Source organism: Streptomyces sp. NPDC001634 (assembly GCF_040298185.1).
Taxonomy (GTDB): domain Bacteria; phylum Actinomycetota; class Actinomycetes; order Streptomycetales; family Streptomycetaceae; genus Streptomyces.
In genome coordinates this window covers 40679-59448 of record NZ_JBEOZU010000030.1, presented here as the reverse complement: position 1 = coordinate 59448, position 18770 = coordinate 40679, and the positions used below count along the sequence as shown (strand labels likewise).

Below are 18770 nucleotides of genomic sequence, written 5' to 3'. Positions count from 1 at the left end.
ATGACCCAAGTACTCGACAAACCCGTGGACTTGCGGGCGCCCGTCTCGCCGGCCGAACGCACCGCCCGCCGCAAGGCCGTCCTGGAGTGGATCGCGATCCACTCGCTCGGCGTGGCCGCCGCCCTCTTCTTCACGCTCCCCTTCGTGTTCGTGTTCCTGACCTCGCTGATGAGCGACACCCAGGCGCTCAGCCGCGATCTGATCCCGCACACCTGGGAGTGGGCCAACTACAAGAAGGTCTTCGACACCCCGGGCTTCCTCACCTGGTGGAAGAACACGCTGATCTACGCCGGCCTCGGGACCGTCCTGACGGTCGTGTCGTCGATCCCGGTGGCGTACGCGCTCGCCAAGTTCCGCTTCCGGGGCCGCAACCTGTCACTCATGCTGGTGATATCGATGATGATGCTGCCACCGCAGGTGATCATCATCCCGATGTACCTGTTCTGGGCGAAGCAGCTGGACCTGTCGGGCACCCTGTGGCCGCTGATCATCCCGATGGCGTTCGGCGACGCGTTCTCCATCTTCCTGCTGCGGCAGTTCCTGCTGACCATCCCGAACGAGTATCTGGACGCGGCGAGGGTCGACGGCTGCGGTGACCTGCGGACTCTCCTGAAGGTTGTCCTGCCCATGGCCCGGCCGGGCATCGCGGCCGTAGCGCTCTTCCAGTTCTTCTACGCCTGGAACGACTACTTCGGCCCCCAGATCTACGCCTCGGAGAACCCGGGCGCCTGGACCCTGAGTTACGGCCTGGAGTCGTTCAAGGGCGCGCACCACACCGACTGGAACCTCACCATGGCCGCGACCCTGCTGGTCATGGCCCCCGTGATCCTCGTGTTCTTCTTCGCCCAGAAGGCGTTCGTCGAGGGCGTCACGCTCACCGGAGTGAAGGGTTGAACCGTTCATGAAACTCACCGTGGTCGGCGGAGGCTCGACCTACACCCCCGAACTCATCGACGGATTCGCGCGGCTGAGGGACACCCTGTCCATCGAGGAGCTGGTCCTCGTCGACCCGGCCGCCGAACGGCTGGAGCTGGTGGGCGGGCTGGCCCGGCGCATCTTCGCCAGGCAGGGGCACGACGGCCGGATCGTCACCACCTCCGACCTGGACGCGGGCGTCGAGGGCGCCGACGCGGTGCTGCTCCAGCTGCGCGTCGGCGGCCAGTCCGCGCGCGAGCAGGACGAGACCTGGCCGCTGGAGTGCGGCTGTGTCGGCCAGGAGACGACCGGCGCGGGCGGCCTCGCCAAGGCGCTGCGCACGGTGCCGGTGGTCCTCGACATCGCCGAACGGGTCCGTCGCACCAACCCCGGAGCCTGGATCATCGACTTCACCAACCCGGTCGGCATCGTCACCCGCGCCCTCCTCCAGGAGGGCCACCGGGCGGTCGGCCTGTGCAACGTGGCGATCGGCTTCCAGCGGAAGTTCGCCGCCCTGCTCGGTGTCGCGCCCGTCGACGTCCACCTCGACCATATGGGCCTCAACCACCTCACCTGGGAGAGCGGTGTGCGCCTGGGCGGCCCCGAGGGTGAGAACGTCCTGCCCAAGCTGCTCGCCGAGCACGGCGAAGCGATCGCCGACGGCCTCCGCCTGCCGCGGGCCCTCCTCGACCGGCTGGGCGTGGTCCCGTCGTACTACCTGCGCTACTACTACGCACACGACGAGGTCGTACGAGAGCTGCGCACCAAGCCCTCGCGCGCCGCGGAAGTGGCGGCGATGGAGCGGCAGTTGCTGGAGATGTACGGCGACCCGGCGCTCGACGAGAAGCCTGCGCTGCTGGCCAAGCGGGGCGGCGCCTACTACTCGGAGGCGGCGGTCGACCTCGCCGCCTCGCTGCTGGGCGGCGGAGGTTCCCCGTACCAGGTGGTGAACGCGTACAACAGGGGCACGCTGCCCTTCCTGCCGGACGACGCCGTGATCGAGGTGCAGGCGGCCGTGGGACCGCACGGACCCACACCCCTGCCCGTGCCGGAGGTCGACCCGCTGTACGCGGGCCTGATGGCGAACGTGACGGCCTACGAGGAGCTGGCCCTGGAGGCGGCCCTGCGCGGCGGCCGGGACCGCGTCTTCCGGGCGCTGCTCGCCCATCCCCTCATCGGCCAGTACGCGTACGCCGACACCCTCACCGACCTGCTCATCGCGCACAACCGGGAGCACCTCGCGTGGGCCTGACCGCAAGTGTCCTCGCCATCGACGCGGGCAACAGCAAGACCGACGTCGCCGTCGTGGCCGCCGGCGGGGACGTCCTCGGCACCGCCCGGGGCGGGGGGTTCCGGCCGCCGGCCGTGGGCGTCGAGACGGCCGTCGACGCCCTGGCAGAGGCCGTCGAACGGGCCTTCACGGCGGCCGGAGTCACCTCGGCAGGCCATGTCTCGGCCTGTCTCGCCAACGCCGATCTGCCCGTGGAGGAGGAACAGCTGGCGGCCGCGCTGCACGCGCGCGGGTGGGGCACGTCGGTGGAGGTGCGCAACGACACCTTCGCCATCCTGCGCGCGGGTATCGCCGAACCGAGGGGCGTGGCGGTGGTGTGCGGCGCGGGCATCAACTGCGTCGGCATGCGGCCCGACGGCCGTACCGCCCGCTTCCCCGCGCTCGGCCGCATCTCCGGTGACTGGGGCGGCGGCTGGGGCCTGGCGGAGGAGGCCATGTGGTGGGCCGCCCGCGCGGAGGACGGCCGGGGCGGGCCCACGGATCTGGTGCGCACGCTGCCCGCGCACTTCGGGCTCGACTCCATGTACGCGCTCATCGAGGCGCTGCACCTGGGGTACATCGAGCACGACCGGCGCCACGAGCTGACGCCGGTGCTGTTCGCCACGGCCGAGGAGGGCGATCCGGTGGCCCGGGCGATCGTGCACCGGCTCGCCGAGGAGGTGGTCGCCATGGCCACGGTCGCGCTGACCCGTCTGGACCTGCTCGACGAGGAGACCCCCGTGCTGCTCGGCGGCAGCATCCTGGCCGCCCGCCACCCGCAACTCGACGACCGCGTACGGGAACTGCTGACGGCCCGCGCCCCCAAGGCGGTCCCCCAGGTGGTCACGGCCCGACCGGTCCTCGGCGCGGCCCTCCTCGGCCTCGACCACGTACAGGCCCCCACTCAGGTCCACGCGCGCGTGCGAGCGCATTACGAGGGCGAGTGACCACAGCCCGCAGCCGCGGCAGCCGCCGCGGCTGCGGGCATTCGTACCGCCGGTGCGACAGGGTTCCCCCGCCCCGTCCCCGGGAACCGAACACGTGCACCTCGCGTATTCATGAGCGAGGGGTGAAAGAGCGGGACTTACGGTGACCGCCGTCGGCACATACGCTGCGATCCGATCAAGATCGCGCCAAGGCCTTGTGCGGATGTCGGCCCCGGCAGCGATACTTGCCGCGGCACACCTGCGTCCGCTCCCGCGCACCGGGCGGAGGTAGCCGACGGATGACCAAGGGGGAGGTCAAGTGACACATCCGCAGCAGGGCGCCGCACCACCGGCGACGTCCACGATGCCGGCCGTACCGTCGCAGGCCGTCCCCGCCCCGCCGCGCCGCACGGCCTTCGCCGAGGGCGTCGACCAGCTGCGCGCCGCCGCGACCACCGAGCCCGGCCGGCTGCGCCTCATCGGCGCCGTGCTCGCCCTGCTCGTCGTCGCGTTCGGGGCCGTCACCGCCTGGCAGATGACCGACCGCTCGAACGCCGCCGACGACGTAGTGCACAGCAGCCAGCCGCTCAGCGCGGGCGCCGCCGACATCTACCGCTCCCTCGCGGACGCCAACACCGCGGCCTCCAGCGGTTTCCTCTCCGGTGGCCAGGAGCCCGCCGCGACCACCGCGCGGTACGAGAGGGACATCCAGACGGCCGCCGCCAAACTCGTCACGGCGGCCGCCAGCACCGAGCCCGGCTCCCCCTCCGCCGACACCATCGCCAAGCTCAACAAGCTGCTCCCGGAGTACAAGGGCCTCATCGAGCGGGCCCGGGCCAACAACCGGCAGGGCTTCCCGGTGGGCGGCGCCTATCTGCGGGCGGCGAACGAGACGATGCAGCAGGAGATGCTGCCGGCCGCGCAGGATCTCTACACCAAGGAGAACCAGCGGCTGCGCTCCGACTACGCGGGCGCGACCCCGTACCCCTGGTTCGCCATCGTCCTCGGCGTCCTCGCGCTGGCCGCCCTCGGCTGGGCCCAGCGGCGCCACTACCTGCGCACCAACCGGGTGCTGAACCAGGGTCTCGTCGCCGCCACGGCCGCCTGTGCGGTCGTCCTGCTGTGGCTGGTCGTCGGCCACAGCGTCGCCCGCGCGGGGCTCGACTCCTCGTACGACCACGGCGTCCGCTCGCTGAACGTGCTGCACGACGCCCGCATCGCCTCCCTGAACGCACGCGGCAACGAGAACCTGACGCTGGTCAGCCGCGGCGCCGAGACCAAGAAACTGTCCGACGGGACGGTCGAGGACGCGTACGACTACGCGTTCCAGCAGGACATGAAGACGCTCTCCGCAGGCCTCACGCAGGCCGAGTCCCTTGCCGACGACCAGGCGGGCAAGCAGCCCGTGACGGCCGCCACCGGCAATATGAAGGTGTGGCAGCAGCGCCACAAGCAGGCCCGGACCGCCGACGACGAGGGCGACTACCAGGCCGCACTGAACAAGATCATCGGTTCCAAGGCGGACCAGCCGACGGGCGAGTGCTTCGACAGCGTGGACGCGAACCTGGCGAAGGCGCTGGATCACGAGGAGAACGAGTTCAAGCAGGCGGCCGGCGACGGCCGGGGCGCGATGACCGGTCTCCCGGCGGGCTCGGCGGCCCTCGCCGTGCTGGGCGCGGCAGGCGCGCTGCTGGGCATCGGGCGCAGGCTTTCGGAGTACCGGTGAAAGGGGGACCGGCGGTGATCGCACGACGCCTGAGGGCGAGCCTGAAGGGCTGGGGCGGTGTGGGGGCGATGCTGGTCGCCTGTGTCCTCACCGCGGTCTTCGCACTGTGTCTGCCGCTGAGCCACGCAACCGGGGACGGCTCCTCGGGCACCGGCGGCCCGGGCCTCGCCGAGGCCACGCAGGCCAAGGACGACTCCTGCGGCCCCCACCCCGAGCAGCAGAGCCTGCCGCCGTCGAGCGACGAGGGGGGTCCGGCGGTCTCGGCCATCAAGAAGCGCGGCTATCTGTCGGTGGGCGTCGACCAGAACAGCTACCGCTGGGGCTACCGCGACCCGAACAACAAGGGCAGCGACCTGGAGGGCTTCGACATAGACCTGGCGCACGAGATCGCACGCCAGATCCTCGGCGACCCCAACTCGATCCGCTTCCATGCCATTCCCACCAACCAGCGCATTCCCGCCATCCGGAGTGAGCAGGTGGACATGGTGGTGCGCACGATGACGATCACCTGCGACCGGCTGAAGGAAGTGGCCTTCTCCGACCCGTACTTCAAGACCGGACAACAGGTCCTGGCCCCGAAGGCGTCGGCCATCACGGGCTACGACAAGTCGCTCGCCGGCAAGAAGATCTGCTCGGCGGAGGGTTCGACGGCCAACACCAAGCTGACGGAGGACAAGAAGTCCAGCCGTCTGGTGGCGTCCGCGGACATCTCCACCACCGTCCCCAACCAGCTCGACTGCCTGGTCAAGCTGCAACTCGGCGAGGTCGACGCGGTCGTGACCGACGGCGCGCTCGCCGCGAGCCAGGCGGCCCAGGACCCGACGGTCGAACTCAAGGGAAAGCCCTTCACCACCGAGTACTACGGCGTGGCGATGAAGAAGGAGGCCAAGGATCTGGTACGCCGGGTCAACCAGGTGCTCGTGGACTACCGCAAGAGCGGCTGGCAGGCCTCGTACGCCAAGTGGCTGTCCCAGACGCTGGGCTCCGATTCGGCGTCCTCGCAGCCGTCCTCCTGAGAGAAACAACCGACCTGATACCACTGGAGAGTCACCCCGGCGCACCGGACACGCGCCCAGGGCACGACGAGAGCGAGAGGTGATCGATGGGCGTCACGGGACCCACCGGGCCGGTACTGGACCGGGACGAGGTGGACCGTGCGCTGGCGCGGCTCGGCGCGGAGCACGAGGCCATAGAGACCTCGCTCCTCGCCCTGCAGGACCACGCGGGCCGCAGACTCCTCGAAGGCGCCGAGCTGACGGGCGTCACCAAGGAGCGCTGGACGTCGGCGGAGGCGTCGATCACCCTGCTGTGGGCGTACTTCGACGCCTACACGGACGCCCTGCGCCGCGCGCGAGAGATCCGCGCCCGCCGGCGCTGGTCCAGCCGCGAGGACCTGGCCGAGCTGACCGAACTGCTGCGCGGCGCGAGCGTCACCGTGGCGGGCAGCGCCGTGGCGGCGGCGAACGCGCCTTCGATCACGGGCAGCGGCAGGCTCAGCGAGCAGTTCACGCTCGCGCAGCTCGTGGAGCGGATGAACGAGCTGTACGCGTCCTCCCTCGACATGGTCGTCGCGGCCGACGCGGTGTGGTCGGCGCTGCCCGCCCGGATCGATTTACTGGCCGCGGAGTTGCAGCGCACCCGCCAGCTGGCGCACTCCGTGGGAGTCCGGCCCGGCGAGCATCCGGCGGGCGACGACCTGGAGCGGATCACGCGCACGCTGACCGCGCTGCGCGAGCAGGTGGTCTCCGACCCGCTGGCGTACTGGGTTCCCACGCAGGGGAGTTCGGCGCCCGGCGGCGGCCGGCCGGACACGACGACGTACGACCGCGAGGCGCGCGCCCTGGAGGAGGTGCGCCGGGAGATCGACGCCGTACTGACGGTCCGTCAGGACGCCGAGGCGCGGCTGGTCAAGCTGCGCGATGTGCTCAGTCGCGCGGACCGCACACTGGCGGAGGCCCGCAGCGCGCGCGGTGAGGTCCTCGCGAAGATCGCTGCCTCCGAGGTGCCCGCGGTCAGCGGTCCGCCGACCGCGCTGCAGGAGCAGCTGGCGACGGCCGCCGAGTACCGCAGACACGCCCAGTGGCACCGCCTCTCGCCGCTCCTGGAGTCCCTGGAGCAGAAGGCGGAGGACGAGCTGCTGCGCGCCCGCGAGTCGCTGACGGCGGTCACCGCGCCGCTCGCCGTCCGGGCGGAGCTGCGCGGCCGTCTCGACGCGTACAAGGCGAAGGTCGCCCGGCACGGCCTGGCGGAGGACCCGCTGCTGGTCGAGCGGTACGACGCGGCCCGCCGCATGTTGTGGAGCGCGCCCTGCGACCTGAGGGTCGCGGAGCAGGCGGTGCTGCGTTACCAGCAGGCGGCCGCCGAGTTGCTCGGCCAGCGCCGGCCCCAGCCGGGCGCGCCGGCCGACCGGAGGGGGGAAGCATGAGTCAGGCAGGGCAGAAGTGCCAGCGACCCGGCTGCGAGGGCTCGTACGAGGACATGGGCGGCGGCGAGCTGTACTGCGACACCTGTGGCCTTTCGCCGGTCGTCTCGGCGTCCGGCACGGCCGGCTCGTCGGCCACGCAGAAGTGCCAGCGGCCCGGCTGCGAGGGCTCGTACGAGGACATGGGCGGCGGCGAGCTGTACTGCGACACGTGCGGGCTTGCGCCGGTCGTCTCGTCGAGCGGCATGGTCGGTTCGACGGCGACGGGGATCACCGCGGGCGGAAAGGGCTCCCGCAGCTCGGGAAGCGCCGGTTCGCGCTCCAGTACCCGTATGTCGTCGCGGTCGTCGCAGTCCCGGCGCTCGGTGTCGGGCCGGCTGTCGGGCAAGTCCACCGGCCGGTCGGTGTCGGTGCGCAGCTCCGGTACGTCGTCCGGGAGTTCCGGGCGCAGCCGGCTCGGCCTCGGCCTGGTGCAGGTCCCGGACGTGCCGCGGCCCGACCCCCGTGCCATGGTGCTGGAGAACCCCGAGGTGCCCGAGCGCAAGCGGTTCTGCTCGCGTTCCGACTGCGGGGCCCCGGTCGGGCGGGCGCGCGGCGAGCGGGCCGGTCGCACGGAGGGTTTCTGCACCAAGTGCGGCCACCCGTACTCGTTCGTGCCGAAGCTGCAGGCCGGGGACATCGTGCACGGCCAGTACGAGGTCGTGGGCTGCCTCGCGCACGGCGGGCTCGGCTGGATCTACCTGGCGGTGGACCGCGCGGTCTCCGACCGGTGGGTGGTCCTCAAGGGTCTGCTGGACACCGGCGACCAGGACGCGATGGCCGCGGCGATCTCCGAGCGGCGCTTCCTCGCGGAGATCGAGCACTCCAACATCGTGCGCATCTACAACTTCGTGGAGCATCTCGACCAGCGCACCGGCTCGCTCGACGGCTACATCGTCATGGAGTACGTCGGCGGCAAGTCACTGAAGGAGATCGCCAACTCCCGCCGCACGCAGGACGGGAGACGAAATCCGCTACCGGTGGAGCAGGCGTGCGCGTACGGCATCGAGGCGCTGGAGGCGCTCGGCCATCTGCACAGCCGCAACCTCCTGTACTGCGACTTCAAGGTCGACAACGCGATCCAGACCGAGGACCAGCTCAAGCTGATCGACATGGGCGCGGTGCGCAGGATGGACGACGACGAGTCGGCCATCTACGGCACGGTCGGCTACCAGGCGCCGGAGGTCGCGGACGTCGGCCCGTCCGTGGCGAGCGACCTCTACACGGTCGCGCGCACCCTCGCGGTGCTCACCTTCGACTTCCAGGGCTACACGAGCGTCTTCGTGGACTCCCTGCCGGACCCGGACACCATCGAGGTCTTCCGCCAGTACGAGTCCTTCTACCGGCTGCTGGTCCGCGCCACCGACCCGGACCCGGCCCGCCGGTTCGCCTCCGCACAGGAGATGTCGGAACAGCTGACGGGCGTACTGCGGGAGGTCGTCGCCCTGCAGACGGGCCGCCCGCGTCCCGCCCTGTCGACGCTGTTCGGCCCGGAACTCAAGGTGACGGACACGGAGCTGTTCCCGAAACCGGCCGGGGACGTGTCGCGGCTGGGGGCGAGGGTGGTGCCGTCGCGGCGGACGCCCGGGGCCGGCCCCGCGTCGTCCAACTCCCTTCCCGCTGCCGCTTCGCCGGCCTCCGGAGCTCCCGGTGCCCCGGGCACGCCGGCCGTCGTCAAGCAGGTCAACGCCTCCGCCGCCGCCCTCGCCCTGCCGGTCCCCCGCGTCGACCCCGGTGACCCCAACGCCGGTTTCCTGGCCGGCCTCATGGCGTCCGCGCCCGCGGAGCTGATCGCCGCGCTGCACACCGCACCGTCCGCCTCCCCTGAGCTGCGGCTGCGCGAGCTGCGGGCCCGGCTGGAGATGGGCGAGACAGACAGCGCGGGACGGGCCCTGGACGCCCTGGAGGCGGACCACCCCGACGACTGGCGGGTCGTCTGGTACCGAGGCGTCACCGCGCTCGTCACCGGCGACCACGAGGCCGCCGCGCTCTCCTTCGACGCGATCTACGACGCGTTTCCCGGCGAGCCCGCCCCCAAGCTGGCCCTCGGCCTGTGCGCGGAGGTCCTCGGGCAGCTCGACAACGCGGCCGAGTACTACCGGCTCGTCTGGACGACCGACCCCAGCTATGTCAGCTCGGCGTTCGGCCTGGCCCGTGTACAACTGGCCGCCGGTGACCGCCAAGGCGCCGTACGCACCCTGGAGTCCGTGCCGGAGGCGTCCATCCACTACACCGCGGCCCGCGTCGCCGCCGTACGGGCGAGGCTGCGGCAGCGTACGGGCCAGGGTCCCGATCCGGCCTTCCTGGACGACCTCGTGGCCGCCGCGGGGCAGGTCCAGGCACTGGAGGCGTACGGCCTGGACGCCGTGCGGCGCGAGCAGTTGTCCACAGAGGTCCTCGGCAGTGCGCTGGACTGGGTACTCTCCGGTAGCCAGGGGGCCGCGCCGGCTGCGGGCCACGGACGGGCGCTGCTCGGCAGCGAGTTGGACGAACGCGGCCTCCGCTTCGGCCTGGAGCGCTCGTACCGGACGCTGGCCAGGCTCGCGGCGGGCGGCGAGGAGAGGATCGACCTGGTGGAACGTGCCAACCGTTACCGCCCCCGGACGTGGGTGTGATCGATGTCTCAGATGCCCCAGCCGACGGCGCTTTCGAGGTGCCCCAGTTGTGAGGAGCCCCTCGAGTCGGGCGACCGCTTCTGCGGCGCCTGCGGGTACGACCTGTCGGTGGTGCCCGCCCCGCCCTCGGACACCCCGACCCTGACCATGAACGGCGCGGCGCCGAACCTCCCGCCGGAGGCGGCGGCCTCCGTGGACTGGCCGGCCGCCCCGGCACCGGGCGGCCCGCACACGCCCGCCGCGGTGCATCTGCCGACCGACATCCACGGCACCGACTCCGGCGGCTCCGCCCTGCCCACCACGCCCGCCGTCCCGGGCGCCTCCAAGGGCGTACGGTTCGACCGTCCGTCGGAGCAGGACGACTACCACCTGGCCTCCCCCAAGCTCTCGGCTCCTCCCCCACTCTCGACTTCGCTCGAGCGGGGGGACCCCCATGAGCCGGGGGACCCCCATGAGCAGGGGGGACCCCCATCCCAGCCGGCCGACCCGCGTACCGCCGCCCCGTCGGCGCCCCCCGCCGGCGCGAAGGTCTGTGTGGCCTGCCGCGCGGGCAACGTGGACAGCGACGGCTACTGCGAGAACTGCGGCCACGCCCAGCCGCGCGAGCGCGACCACATGGAGCAGGAGCTGGCCGCGGTCGCCGCGGTCAGCGACCGGGGTCTGCGCCACCACCGCAACGAGGACGCGTTCGCGGTCTCCTCGACCGCGCTGCCCGACGGCTCGCCCGCCGTCGTCGCAATCGTGTGTGACGGCGTCTCCTCGGCGACCCGCCCCGACGACGCTTCCCTCGCCGCCGCCGAGGAGGCGAGCGAGGCGCTGCTGGAGGCCCTGCCCCGGGGCACGCACCCCCAGCAGGCCATGCACGAGGCGATCGTGGCCGCCTCGCACGCCGTCAACGCGCTGGCCACCGAGCCGGAGACGGCCCAGGAGCACACCCCGCACCAGAACGCGCCCGCCTGCACCCTCGTCGGCGCCGTCGTCACCGGGAGCCTGCTTGTCGTCGGCTGGGTCGGCGACAGCCGCGCCTACTGGGTCCCCACGGACCGTGCCGCTCCCCCGGCCCGGCTCACCGAGGACGACTCGTGGGCCGCGCAGATGGTCGCCGCGGGCCTGATGAACGAGGCCGAGGCGTACGCCGACGAGCGGGCCCATGCGATCACCGGCTGGCTCGGCGCGGACGCGTACGAACTGGAGCCACACACGGCTTCCTTCAAGCCGGACCGGCCGGGTGTAGTGGTGGTGTGCACGGACGGGCTGTGGAACTACGCCGAGGGCGCCGAGGAGATGGCCGAGGTGGTGCCGCCCGACGCCGGGCAGCGGCCGCTGCACACCGCACAGGTGCTGGTGGGTCACGCCCTGGACGGCGGGGGCCACGACAACGTAACAGTGGCGGTCGTCCCGTTCCCTGCCTCGCCCCAGGGGGCAGGATCCGCCTGAGGGTGTCCCCGGACACGCCCGGGGCCGGCGGGGCCGGCCCAAGGACCGGAGGGGACCGGTCCGCATCCAGTCATCACCCCACAGCAGTGGGGTCCTTGAGGGGGATCTGAGAAGGCATGGCCAATTTCTCGAAGTCGAACGTGCCGCAGTTCTCGGTCGACGTCTACCAGAACGAGTACCTGCCGGAGGGCGGCCGCGAGGTCAACGCCATCGTGACGGTGACGGCGACCGGCGGCGGCACGATCGGAAGCGCGGTCGCGGCGCCCCATCTCTACGCACCGGGACAGGGGCCGAACGCGGCCGTGGCGATCATGGTCGACTGTTCGGGATCGATGGACTACCCGCCGACGAAGATGCGCAACGCGCGCGACGCGACGGCCGCGGCCATCGACACCCTGCGCGACGGCGTGCACTTCGCGGTGATCGGCGGCACCCATGTCGCCAAGGAGGTCTACCCGGGCGGCGGGCGGCTCGCCGTCGCCGATGCGGCCACCCGTGACCAGGCCAAGCAGGCGCTGCGCAGGCTCCGTGCGGGCGGCGGCACCGCGATCGGCACCTGGCTGCGGCTGGCCGACCGGCTGCTGTCCTCGGCGGACGTCTCCATCCGGCACGGCATCCTGCTCACCGACGGCCGCAACGAACACGAGTCCCCCGAGGACCTGAAGGCCGCGCTGGACGCCTGTGCCGGCCGTTTCACGTGTGACGCGCGTGGAGTGGGCACCGACTGGGAGGTCAAGGAGGTCACCGGGATCGCCTCCGCGCTGCTCGGCACCGCCGACATCGTCGCGGATCCGGCGGGCCTGGCCGCCGACTTCACACAGATGATGGAGACGGCCATGGGCAAGGAGGTCGCGGACGTCGCGCTGCGGCTGTGGACACCGGTCGGCACGGAGATCAAGTTCGTGAAGCAGGTGGCGCCCACCGTCGAGGAGCTGACCGACCGCCGGACCGAGGCGGGCCCGCGCGCCGGGGACTACCCCACCGGCTCCTGGGGCGACGAGTCCCGCGACTACCACGTGTGCGTCCAGGTCCCGGCCGCGGCCGTCGGCCAGGAGATGCTGGCAGCGCGGGTCTCGCTGGTGATTCCGCAGGCTGGGGGCGCCCAGAACCTCGGCGCCCAGGGGCTCGTACGGGCCGTGTGGACCGACGACATGTCCGCGTCCACGTCGATCAACCCCCAGGTCGCGCACTACACGGGCCAGGCCGAACTGGCACAGGCGATCCAGCAGGGCCTCGATCTCCGCAAAGCGGGCGATTTCGATGGCGCAACGGCCAAACTGGGCCGCGCCGTTCAGCTCGCCAGTGCGTCGGGGAACGCAGATACTGCGAAACTGCTTGCGAAGGTGGTGGACGTCGTCGATGCCACGACAGGTACTGTGCGACTGAAGACGAAGGTCGCGGAGGCCGACGAGATGACACTCGAGACACGGTCCACAAAGACTGTTCGTGTAAAGAAGTGACGTAAGACCCGACAGCAGCGAGCCCGACCCCCAGGGGTTGGAGAACCACGCCGGTCACATCGACCGGCAGAAGGAGAGGGGGACGCGCCGACATGCCGACCTGCCCGAACGGACACCAGTCGGGTTCCGACGACTGGTGCGAGGTCTGCGGTCACCGTATGGCCGGTGCCGTGCCCCCGCCGCCTCCACCCCCGCCGCCCGCATCCGGCTACGGCTACCCGCCGCCCGGTTCGCCCCCGCCGCCTCCTGGTCCCGGCGGCCGGCCCGCGGGACATCCGAACATGACGGCCGAGCCGGAGCTCTGCCCGCAGTGCCGCACGCCCCGCGAGGGCGGCGCCCCGTTCTGCGAGGAGTGCCGGTGGAACTTCCTGACCAACACGGCGACCTCGTACACCCCCGCCGCACCGCGCCCGCCGGCCCCCAACCCGGCCATGCGCTTCCAGCAGGGCGGGCAGACCGTGCCCGGCCCCGACTCGTTCGACTACGAGCGCTCCCGGCCGTCGCAGGTGAACCGGCCGGCGGAACCGATTCCGCCGGGCCCGCCCTTCGGCAGCGAGCCGTCCGGGCCGACGCCCTTCGGCGCCCCCTCGCGTCCCTCCGGCTTCGGGGGCGACTCCGGGCCCCCGCCACCCTTCGGTGCGGATCCCTCGCGTCCGGTTCCTCCGCCGCCCGGGCCCACGTCCGGTGGTCCGGGTGGGCCGGGTGGCCCCGGCGGTCCGCAGACCACCGCTCCGGGAGTCCCGTCGGCGTTCCAGCCGAGCGGTCCGCCCGCCGCGTTCCAGCGGCCGGGCCCGCCTCCCCCGCCGCCGGCCCAGGGCTTCCCGCCGCCCGCTCCGCCGCAGTCCGGCGGTCCGTCCTTCGGCGGCGGTGACGACGACTGGGTCATCTCGCCGCCGTCGTCCTCCCCGGAGACCGGTGTGCCCGGCGTCCCGGGAGGCCTCGGTGGCGGTCAGGGCAGTGGCTACGGCTACCCGCCGCCCGGCCCCACCCAGGCGCCGCCCCACCCCTACGAGCAGCAGCCGGCGACCTGGACCGCGACCATCGGCCCGGACCGCGAGTACTTCATGGCGATGATGCAGCGCTCCGGCCCCGAGGCCGCGGGCCTGAACCTTCCTGCGTACTCCCCGGAGCAGCAGCGCACGCTCACCGGCAACCAGGTCACCATCGGCCGCCGCCGCCACTCCACCGGCGACACCCCCGACATCGATCTGTCGGTGCCGCCGGAGGACCCGGGCGTCTCGCACCAGCACGCGGTCCTGGTCCAGCAGCCGGACGGCTCCTGGGCGGTCGTCGACCAGAACTCCACCAACGGCACCACGGTCAACGGCGGCGAGGAACCGATCCAGCCGTTCGTGCCGGTTCCCCTGCAGGACGGGGACCGGGTGCACGTGGGCGCGTGGACGACGATCACGATCCGCCGGGGCTGAGCGGCGCGCTCCGCGTACGCGTACGGAACTCCTCACGGGCTCTCGTACGCGTACGCGGCCGTGTCTGCTCATTCCCGCGGCGTTCATCGCCTCATTGCGGCCCGGCGGTCACGGCAGCGGCCAGGCGTAAGGGCCGTCCGGGTCGTCCAGCCAGGCCCATGAGCGCTCGCCCCTGACCGTGATCCCGAAGCGTTCACGCGCGGGCAGGTCCTCGCGCTCCCACAGCATGTACGCCTCGTACGGGTCGAGGCTGCGCTGTGTCAGGCCGAGCAGGAACCGGAACAGCTCATGACTGCGAGCCCGGCGCGGCAGCCCGCCCAGGTCCTGCGGCTCCGGCTCGTGCCGGGTGCCGCCGCGCAACGGCACGAAGTAGGCGGGCGTGTGCAGGAAGCGCCCCTCTGCGTGCCCGGCGTCCCGCACTCGCAGCGCGATCAGCCCGGTCGCGAACGGCGCGAGGACAAGCGCCCCCGGATTGCACTGCGCCAGCCAGGCGCCCGGGATCGAACTCAGCGTGCAGGTCACGATGATCCGGTCGAAGGGCGCGCGCTCCGGTACACCGGCCGCGCCGTCGCCCGTGACCACGGCCGGGTGGTATCCCGCGGCCTCCAGGTGCTGCCGGGCGGACTCGGTGATCTCCGGGTCGAGGTCGATGGTGGTGACCAGTTCGCCGCCGAGGCGGTGGGCGAGCAGGGCCGCGTTGTAGCCGCTGCCCGCGCCGATCTCCAGGACGGCGTTGCCGTCCTCGACCTTCAACTCGGTCAGCATCTGCGCCATCAGGGAGGGCTGGCTGCTGGAGGAGACCAGTTCGCCGTCCTCGCGTACGAGGGTGGCGAGCGGGACATCGGCGTACGCGCCGCGCAGCCACTGCTCCCTGCGTTCGGGGTCGGGGTCGTCGCACCTTCTGCGCTCATAGCCGCCCAGGACGCCGATGTAGTACGACGGCACGAAGAGATGGCGCGGCACCGCCGAGAACGCCTGCCGCCAGACGGGATCGGCGGCCCAGGCTCCGCCGGCGTCGATCTCCCGCACCAGTTCGGCCCGCGCCGACGTGGCGAGGTCCTCCAGATCGTGGTCGAGAGCGTACGCGCCCATATCTCCACTGTGCTTCATCTCCACCGTGCTTCGGGAGACGACGACCCGATGCGGGCACGCGCGCACCCGGTCCGGGGCCCTTCGCCGGGGCCGGCCCTTCTCACCCCTTGGACCGCTGGTCCTAAGCCTTCGGTCCTCGGTCGCCGCGTCTGAGACCATGGACCATGTGAATGAGATCCGGCGCGGCACGCTTCAGGAGCAGACCTTCTACGAGCAGGTCGGCGGGGAGGAGACCTTCCGCCGCCTCGTCCACCGCTTCTACGAGGGAGTCGCCGAGGACCCGCTCCTCAAGCCCATGTACCCCGAGGAGGACCTGGGCCCGGCCGAGGAGCGCCTCACCCTGTTCCTGATCCAGTACTGGGGCGGCCCCACGACGTACAGCGAGAACCGCGGCCACCCCCGGCTGCGTATGCGCCACGCCCCGTTCACCGTGGACCAGGCCGCCCACGACGCCTGGCTCAAGCACATGCGCGTCGCCGTCGACGAACTCGGTCTCTCCGAGGAGCACCGGACGACGCTGTGGAACTACCTGACGTACGCCGCCGCGTCGATGGTGAACACCCCCGGCTGAGCCCTCGTGACCCCGGCCGACCGGCGCCGGGGTTCCCTCCGCGGGCCGCCGTCAGCGGACGCTGACGCCCAGCACACCGAGCCCGGCCCGGCGTACGGCGATCGACCCGTACGGCGTGCGCAGCCTCAGCCACGCGCCCGACGAGAACAGCCCCAGCGGCTCGTCGGCGGGCGCCTTCGGGGCGGGGCGCAGGAAGCCGAGCGACTGGGCCGCGTGGACGGCCCGCACCGGGAGCCCGGTGTCCCCCACCTCGCGGGACCAGATCTCCCTGCCGATCCGGTCGAGTTCGGGGCGCGTCCGCCGCTCCGGCGGCAACTCCTCCGTACGCGACCGGAATTCGGCCACCGCCGCGGCCACGGTCGCCCGCAGCTCGTCCGGCGTCGGCAGCCCTCGCTCCTGCCGCCAGCCGCCGCGCGGCGGCAGAACTCCGGCCCACGGCGGCCCGGTGACGGCGTCGGGCACGGCGGCCGTGGCCGCCGACTCGTCGACGGACTCCAGGAGTTCACCCGCGGACACGGTCACATCGAGTTGGACGTCCAGCCCGTTCTCGTACGGCTTGGCGAGCCGCACCGCACGGACCGCGAGCACCTCGAACGACGGTGGGCGCCCGAACACCGCCAGCGTCGTGCCGGTCGCCTGCAGGCGCACCGCGGCGCTGCGGTCGTAGTGGATCAGGCGGGCCAGGAAGGCGGCGAGGTCCGCCGCCTCCCCGTCGTCGGCGAGATGGAGCACCGTCATGCGGCGACGGCCTCCTCCTCGTCGTCCGTGTACTCCTGAAGGAACTCCCGTTCCTCCGCGGTGATCCGGCGCGGCCGCTGGGTCTCGAAGTCGAACGGCACGACCACCGTCGAGGCCCGGACGTAGAGGTGATCCTCGTCCTTGACCTCGTAGGTGATCGTGAAGGACGCCGCCTTGATCTCCGCGACCCACAGCTCCACGTCCACCGGCTCGCGCCGGTGGACGAGCTGCCGCTTGTAGTCGATCTCGTGGCGCGCCACCACCGACCCCTGCTTGAACTGCTTGTCCGGGCGCGTCAGGAAGTCGATACGTGCTTCCTCCAGGTAGCGGAGGAAGATCGCGTTATTGACGTGGCCGTACGCGTCCATGTCCGACCAGCGCAGCGGGCAGCGGTAGAGGTGCCGCAAGATCGATCAGCCCCGGGTCAGCTTCTTGTAGGTGGCACGGTGCGGACGGGCCGCATCCGGGCCGAGCCGCTCGATCTTGTTCTTCTCGTACGACTCGAAGTTGCCCTCGAACCAGAACCACTTGGAGTCGCCCTCGTAGGCGAGGATGTGCGTCGCCACACGGTCCAGGAACCACCGGTCGTGGGAGACGACGACCGCGCAGCCGGGGAACTCGAGCAGCGCGTTCTCCAGCGACGACAGCGTCTCGACGTCCAGGTCGTTGGTCGGCTCGTCGAGGAGCAGCAGGTTGCCGCCCTGCTTCAGGGTGAGCGCCAGGTTGAGGCGGTTGCGCTCACCACCGGACAGGACACCCGCGGGCTTCTGCTGGTCCGGCCCCTTGAACCCGAAGGCGGAGACATAGGCGCGGGACGGCATCTCGACGTGTCCGACGTTGATGTAGTCGAGCCCGTCGGAGACGACCTCCCACAGCGTCTTCTTCGGGTCGATGTTCTCGCGGCTCTGGTCGACGTACGAGATCTTGACGGTCTCGCCGACCTTGATGTTGCCGGAGTCCGGGGTCTCCAGGCCCTGGATCATCTTGAACAGCGTGGTCTTGCCGGCGCCGTTCGGGCCGATGACGCCGACGATGCCGTTGCGCGGCAGGGTGAAGCTGAGACCGTCGACGAGGACCTTCTCACCGAAGGCCTTGTTGAGCTGGTCCACCTCGACCACGATGTTGCCCAGACGCGGGCCCGGCGGGATCTGGATCTCCTCGAAGTCCAGCTTCCGCATCTTGTCGGCCTCGGCGGCCATCTCCTCGTAGCGGGCCAGACGCGCCTTGGACTTGGCCTGCCGCCCCTTGGCGTTGGAGCGAACCCACTCCAGCTCGTCCTTGAGGCGCTTCTGCCGCTTGGCGTCCTTCTGGCCCTCGACCTTGAGGCGGGTGGCCTTGGTCTCGAGGTACTTGGAGTAGTTGCCCTCGTAGCCGTGAAGGCGACCGCGGTCCACCTCGCAGATCCACCCGGCGACGTTGTCCAGGAAGTACCGGTCGTGGGTGACCGCGACGACGGTGCCCGGGTACTTGGCCAGGTGCTGCTCCAGCCAGTTCACGGACTCGGCGTCGAGGTGGTTGGTGGGCTCGTCGAGGAGCAGCAGGTCGGGCTGCTCCAGCAGGAGCTTGCAGAGCGCGACGCGGCGCTTCTCACCACCGGAGAGGTTGGTGACGGACCAGTCGCCGGGCGGGCAGCCCAGCGCGTCCATGGCCTGCTCCAGCTGGGAGTCCAGGTCCCACGCGTTGGCGTGGTCGAGGTCCTCCTGGAGCTTGCCCATCTCCTCCATCAGCGCGTCGGTGTACTCGACCGCCATCTGCTCGGCGATCTCGTTGAACCGGTCGAGCTTGCCCTTGATCTCGGCGACACCCTCCTGGACGTTCTCCAGGACGGTCTTCTCCTCGTTCAGCGGGGGCTCCTGGAGCAGGATGCCGACGCTGTAGCCGGGCGTGAGGAACGCGTCACCGTTGGAGGGCTGCTCCAGCCCCGCCATGATCTTGAGGACGGTCGACTTACCGGCGCCGTTCGGGCCGACGACACCGATCTTTGCTCCCGGGAGGAAGCTCAGGGTGACGTCGTCGAGAATCACCTTGTCGCCGTGCGCCTTGCGCGCCTTGCGCATGGTGTAAATGAACTCAGCCAAGAGAAACCGTCCGGCAGCTTGAAATCTGGCAGTGGGCAGATACACCCCATCTTG

The 18770-nt window shown here is 71.5% G+C and carries 15 protein-coding genes; 11 read left to right on the top strand and 4 right to left on the bottom strand.

All coding sequences use genetic code 11. The annotated features are described in order from the left end of the window. From ABT186_RS21500 to ABT186_RS21455, 10 genes are all read left to right on the top strand, one after another. The gene (locus tag ABT186_RS21500; RefSeq protein WP_351926287.1) at positions 1-894 is read left to right on the top strand and encodes a carbohydrate ABC transporter permease; all 894 of its coding nucleotides are present in this window, start codon (positions 1-3) and stop codon (positions 892-894) included. A gap of 7 nt (positions 895-901) precedes the next feature. After that, positions 902-2167, top strand: a complete 1266-nt coding sequence (locus ABT186_RS21495) for a 6-phospho-beta-glucosidase (protein ID WP_351926285.1) — start codon at positions 902-904, stop codon at positions 2165-2167. Beyond that, on the top strand, positions 2158-3132 hold the full coding sequence (locus ABT186_RS21490) for an N-acetylglucosamine kinase (RefSeq protein ID WP_351926283.1): 975 nt from the start codon (positions 2158-2160) through the stop codon (positions 3130-3132). The genes ABT186_RS21495 and ABT186_RS21490 overlap by 10 nt, the downstream gene beginning before the upstream one ends. A gap of 343 nt (positions 3133-3475) precedes the next feature. Beyond that, a complete protein-coding gene (locus ABT186_RS21485) occupies positions 3476-4837 on the top strand; it encodes a GlnX family signal transduction membrane protein (protein WP_502973279.1) in 1362 nt (453 codons plus the stop codon). A 14-nt stretch (positions 4838-4851) separates the two neighbouring features. Further along, positions 4852-5853 carry a glutamate ABC transporter substrate-binding protein gene (locus ABT186_RS21480; protein ID WP_351227717.1) on the top strand — a complete coding sequence of 334 codons (1002 nt, stop codon included), beginning with the start codon at positions 4852-4854 and terminating at the stop codon, positions 5851-5853. Positions 5854-5939: 86 nt separating this feature from the next. Beyond that, positions 5940-7262: a hypothetical protein gene (locus tag ABT186_RS21475; protein WP_351227719.1), complete on the top strand. Its 1323-nt coding sequence runs from the start codon at positions 5940-5942 to the stop codon at positions 7260-7262. Next, positions 7259-9913, top strand: a complete 2655-nt coding sequence (locus tag ABT186_RS21470) for a serine/threonine-protein kinase (protein ID WP_502973273.1) — start codon at positions 7259-7261, stop codon at positions 9911-9913. Before ABT186_RS21475 ends, ABT186_RS21470 begins: the two co-directional genes overlap by 4 nt. Before the next feature lie 3 nt (positions 9914-9916). Further along, positions 9917-11350 carry a PP2C family protein-serine/threonine phosphatase gene (locus ABT186_RS21465; protein ID WP_351227721.1) on the top strand — a complete coding sequence of 478 codons (1434 nt, stop codon included), beginning with the start codon at positions 9917-9919 and terminating at the stop codon, positions 11348-11350. Between the two features lie 116 nt (positions 11351-11466). Beyond that, positions 11467-12810 (top strand): vWA domain-containing protein, encoded by a 1344-nt coding sequence (locus ABT186_RS21460; protein ID WP_351227723.1) that lies wholly within the window; start codon positions 11467-11469, stop codon positions 12808-12810. Between the two features lie 92 nt (positions 12811-12902). Further along, positions 12903-14237 carry an FHA domain-containing protein gene (locus ABT186_RS21455; RefSeq protein ID WP_351227725.1) on the top strand — a complete coding sequence of 445 codons (1335 nt, stop codon included), beginning with the start codon at positions 12903-12905 and terminating at the stop codon, positions 14235-14237. Positions 14238-14345: 108 nt separating this feature from the next. Here the strand turns inward: ABT186_RS21455 and ABT186_RS21450 are convergent, their stop codons facing one another. Continuing rightward, positions 14346-15329 carry a methyltransferase domain-containing protein gene (locus tag ABT186_RS21450; protein ID WP_351227727.1) on the bottom strand — a complete coding sequence of 328 codons (984 nt, stop codon included), beginning with the start codon at positions 15327-15329 and terminating at the stop codon, positions 14346-14348. 157 nt (positions 15330-15486) lie between these two features. On the opposite strand from ABT186_RS21450, the gene ABT186_RS21445 reads away from it, so the two are divergent. Further along, a complete protein-coding gene (locus ABT186_RS21445; protein ID WP_351227728.1) occupies positions 15487-15900 on the top strand; it encodes a globin in 414 nt (137 codons plus the stop codon). A 51-nt stretch (positions 15901-15951) separates the two neighbouring features. Here ABT186_RS21445 and ABT186_RS21440 read toward each other — a convergent pair whose 3' ends face one another. From ABT186_RS21440 to ettA, 3 genes are read right to left on the bottom strand one after another with little or no spacing between them, the layout of a single operon-like run. Further along, positions 15952-16638: a DUF8185 domain-containing protein gene (locus ABT186_RS21440; protein ID WP_351926279.1), complete on the bottom strand. Its 687-nt coding sequence runs from the start codon at positions 16636-16638 to the stop codon at positions 15952-15954. Then, positions 16635-17045: an acyl-CoA thioesterase gene (locus ABT186_RS21435; RefSeq protein ID WP_351227731.1), complete on the bottom strand. Its 411-nt coding sequence runs from the start codon at positions 17043-17045 to the stop codon at positions 16635-16637. Before ABT186_RS21435 ends, ABT186_RS21440 begins: the two co-directional genes overlap by 4 nt. Positions 17046-17051: 6 nt before the next feature. Beyond that, the gene (ettA, locus tag ABT186_RS21430) at positions 17052-18716 is read right to left on the bottom strand and encodes an energy-dependent translational throttle protein EttA (protein WP_351227733.1); all 1665 of its coding nucleotides are present in this window, start codon (positions 18714-18716) and stop codon (positions 17052-17054) included. Positions 18717-18770 lie beyond the last annotated feature (54 nt).

Excerpts from the sequence above, each read along its gene's own strand:
- ABT186_RS21500 (WP_351926287.1), top strand. The coding sequence starts at position 1 with ATGACCCAAGTACTCGACAAACCCGTGGACTTGCGGGCGCCCGTCTCG.
- ABT186_RS21495 (WP_351926285.1), top strand. The coding sequence starts at position 902 with ATGAAACTCACCGTGGTCGGCGGAGGCTCGACCTACACCCCCGAACTC.
- ABT186_RS21485 (WP_502973279.1), top strand. The coding sequence starts at position 3,476 with ATGCCGGCCGTACCGTCGCAGGCCGTCCCCGCCCCGCCGCGCCGCACG.
- ABT186_RS21475 (WP_351227719.1), top strand. The coding sequence starts at position 5,940 with ATGGGCGTCACGGGACCCACCGGGCCGGTACTGGACCGGGACGAGGTG.
- ABT186_RS21470 (WP_502973273.1), top strand. The coding sequence starts at position 7,259 with ATGAGTCAGGCAGGGCAGAAGTGCCAGCGACCCGGCTGCGAGGGCTCG.
- ABT186_RS21465 (WP_351227721.1), top strand. The coding sequence starts at position 9,917 with ATGTCTCAGATGCCCCAGCCGACGGCGCTTTCGAGGTGCCCCAGTTGT.
- ABT186_RS21460 (WP_351227723.1), top strand. The coding sequence starts at position 11,467 with ATGGCCAATTTCTCGAAGTCGAACGTGCCGCAGTTCTCGGTCGACGTC.
- ABT186_RS21455 (WP_351227725.1), top strand. The coding sequence starts at position 12,903 with ATGCCGACCTGCCCGAACGGACACCAGTCGGGTTCCGACGACTGGTGC.
- ABT186_RS21450 (WP_351227727.1), bottom strand. The coding sequence starts at position 15,329 with ATGGGCGCGTACGCTCTCGACCACGATCTGGAGGACCTCGCCACGTCG.
- ABT186_RS21445 (WP_351227728.1), top strand. The coding sequence starts at position 15,487 with ATGGACCATGTGAATGAGATCCGGCGCGGCACGCTTCAGGAGCAGACC.
- ABT186_RS21440 (WP_351926279.1), bottom strand. The coding sequence starts at position 16,638 with ATGACGGTGCTCCATCTCGCCGACGACGGGGAGGCGGCGGACCTCGCC.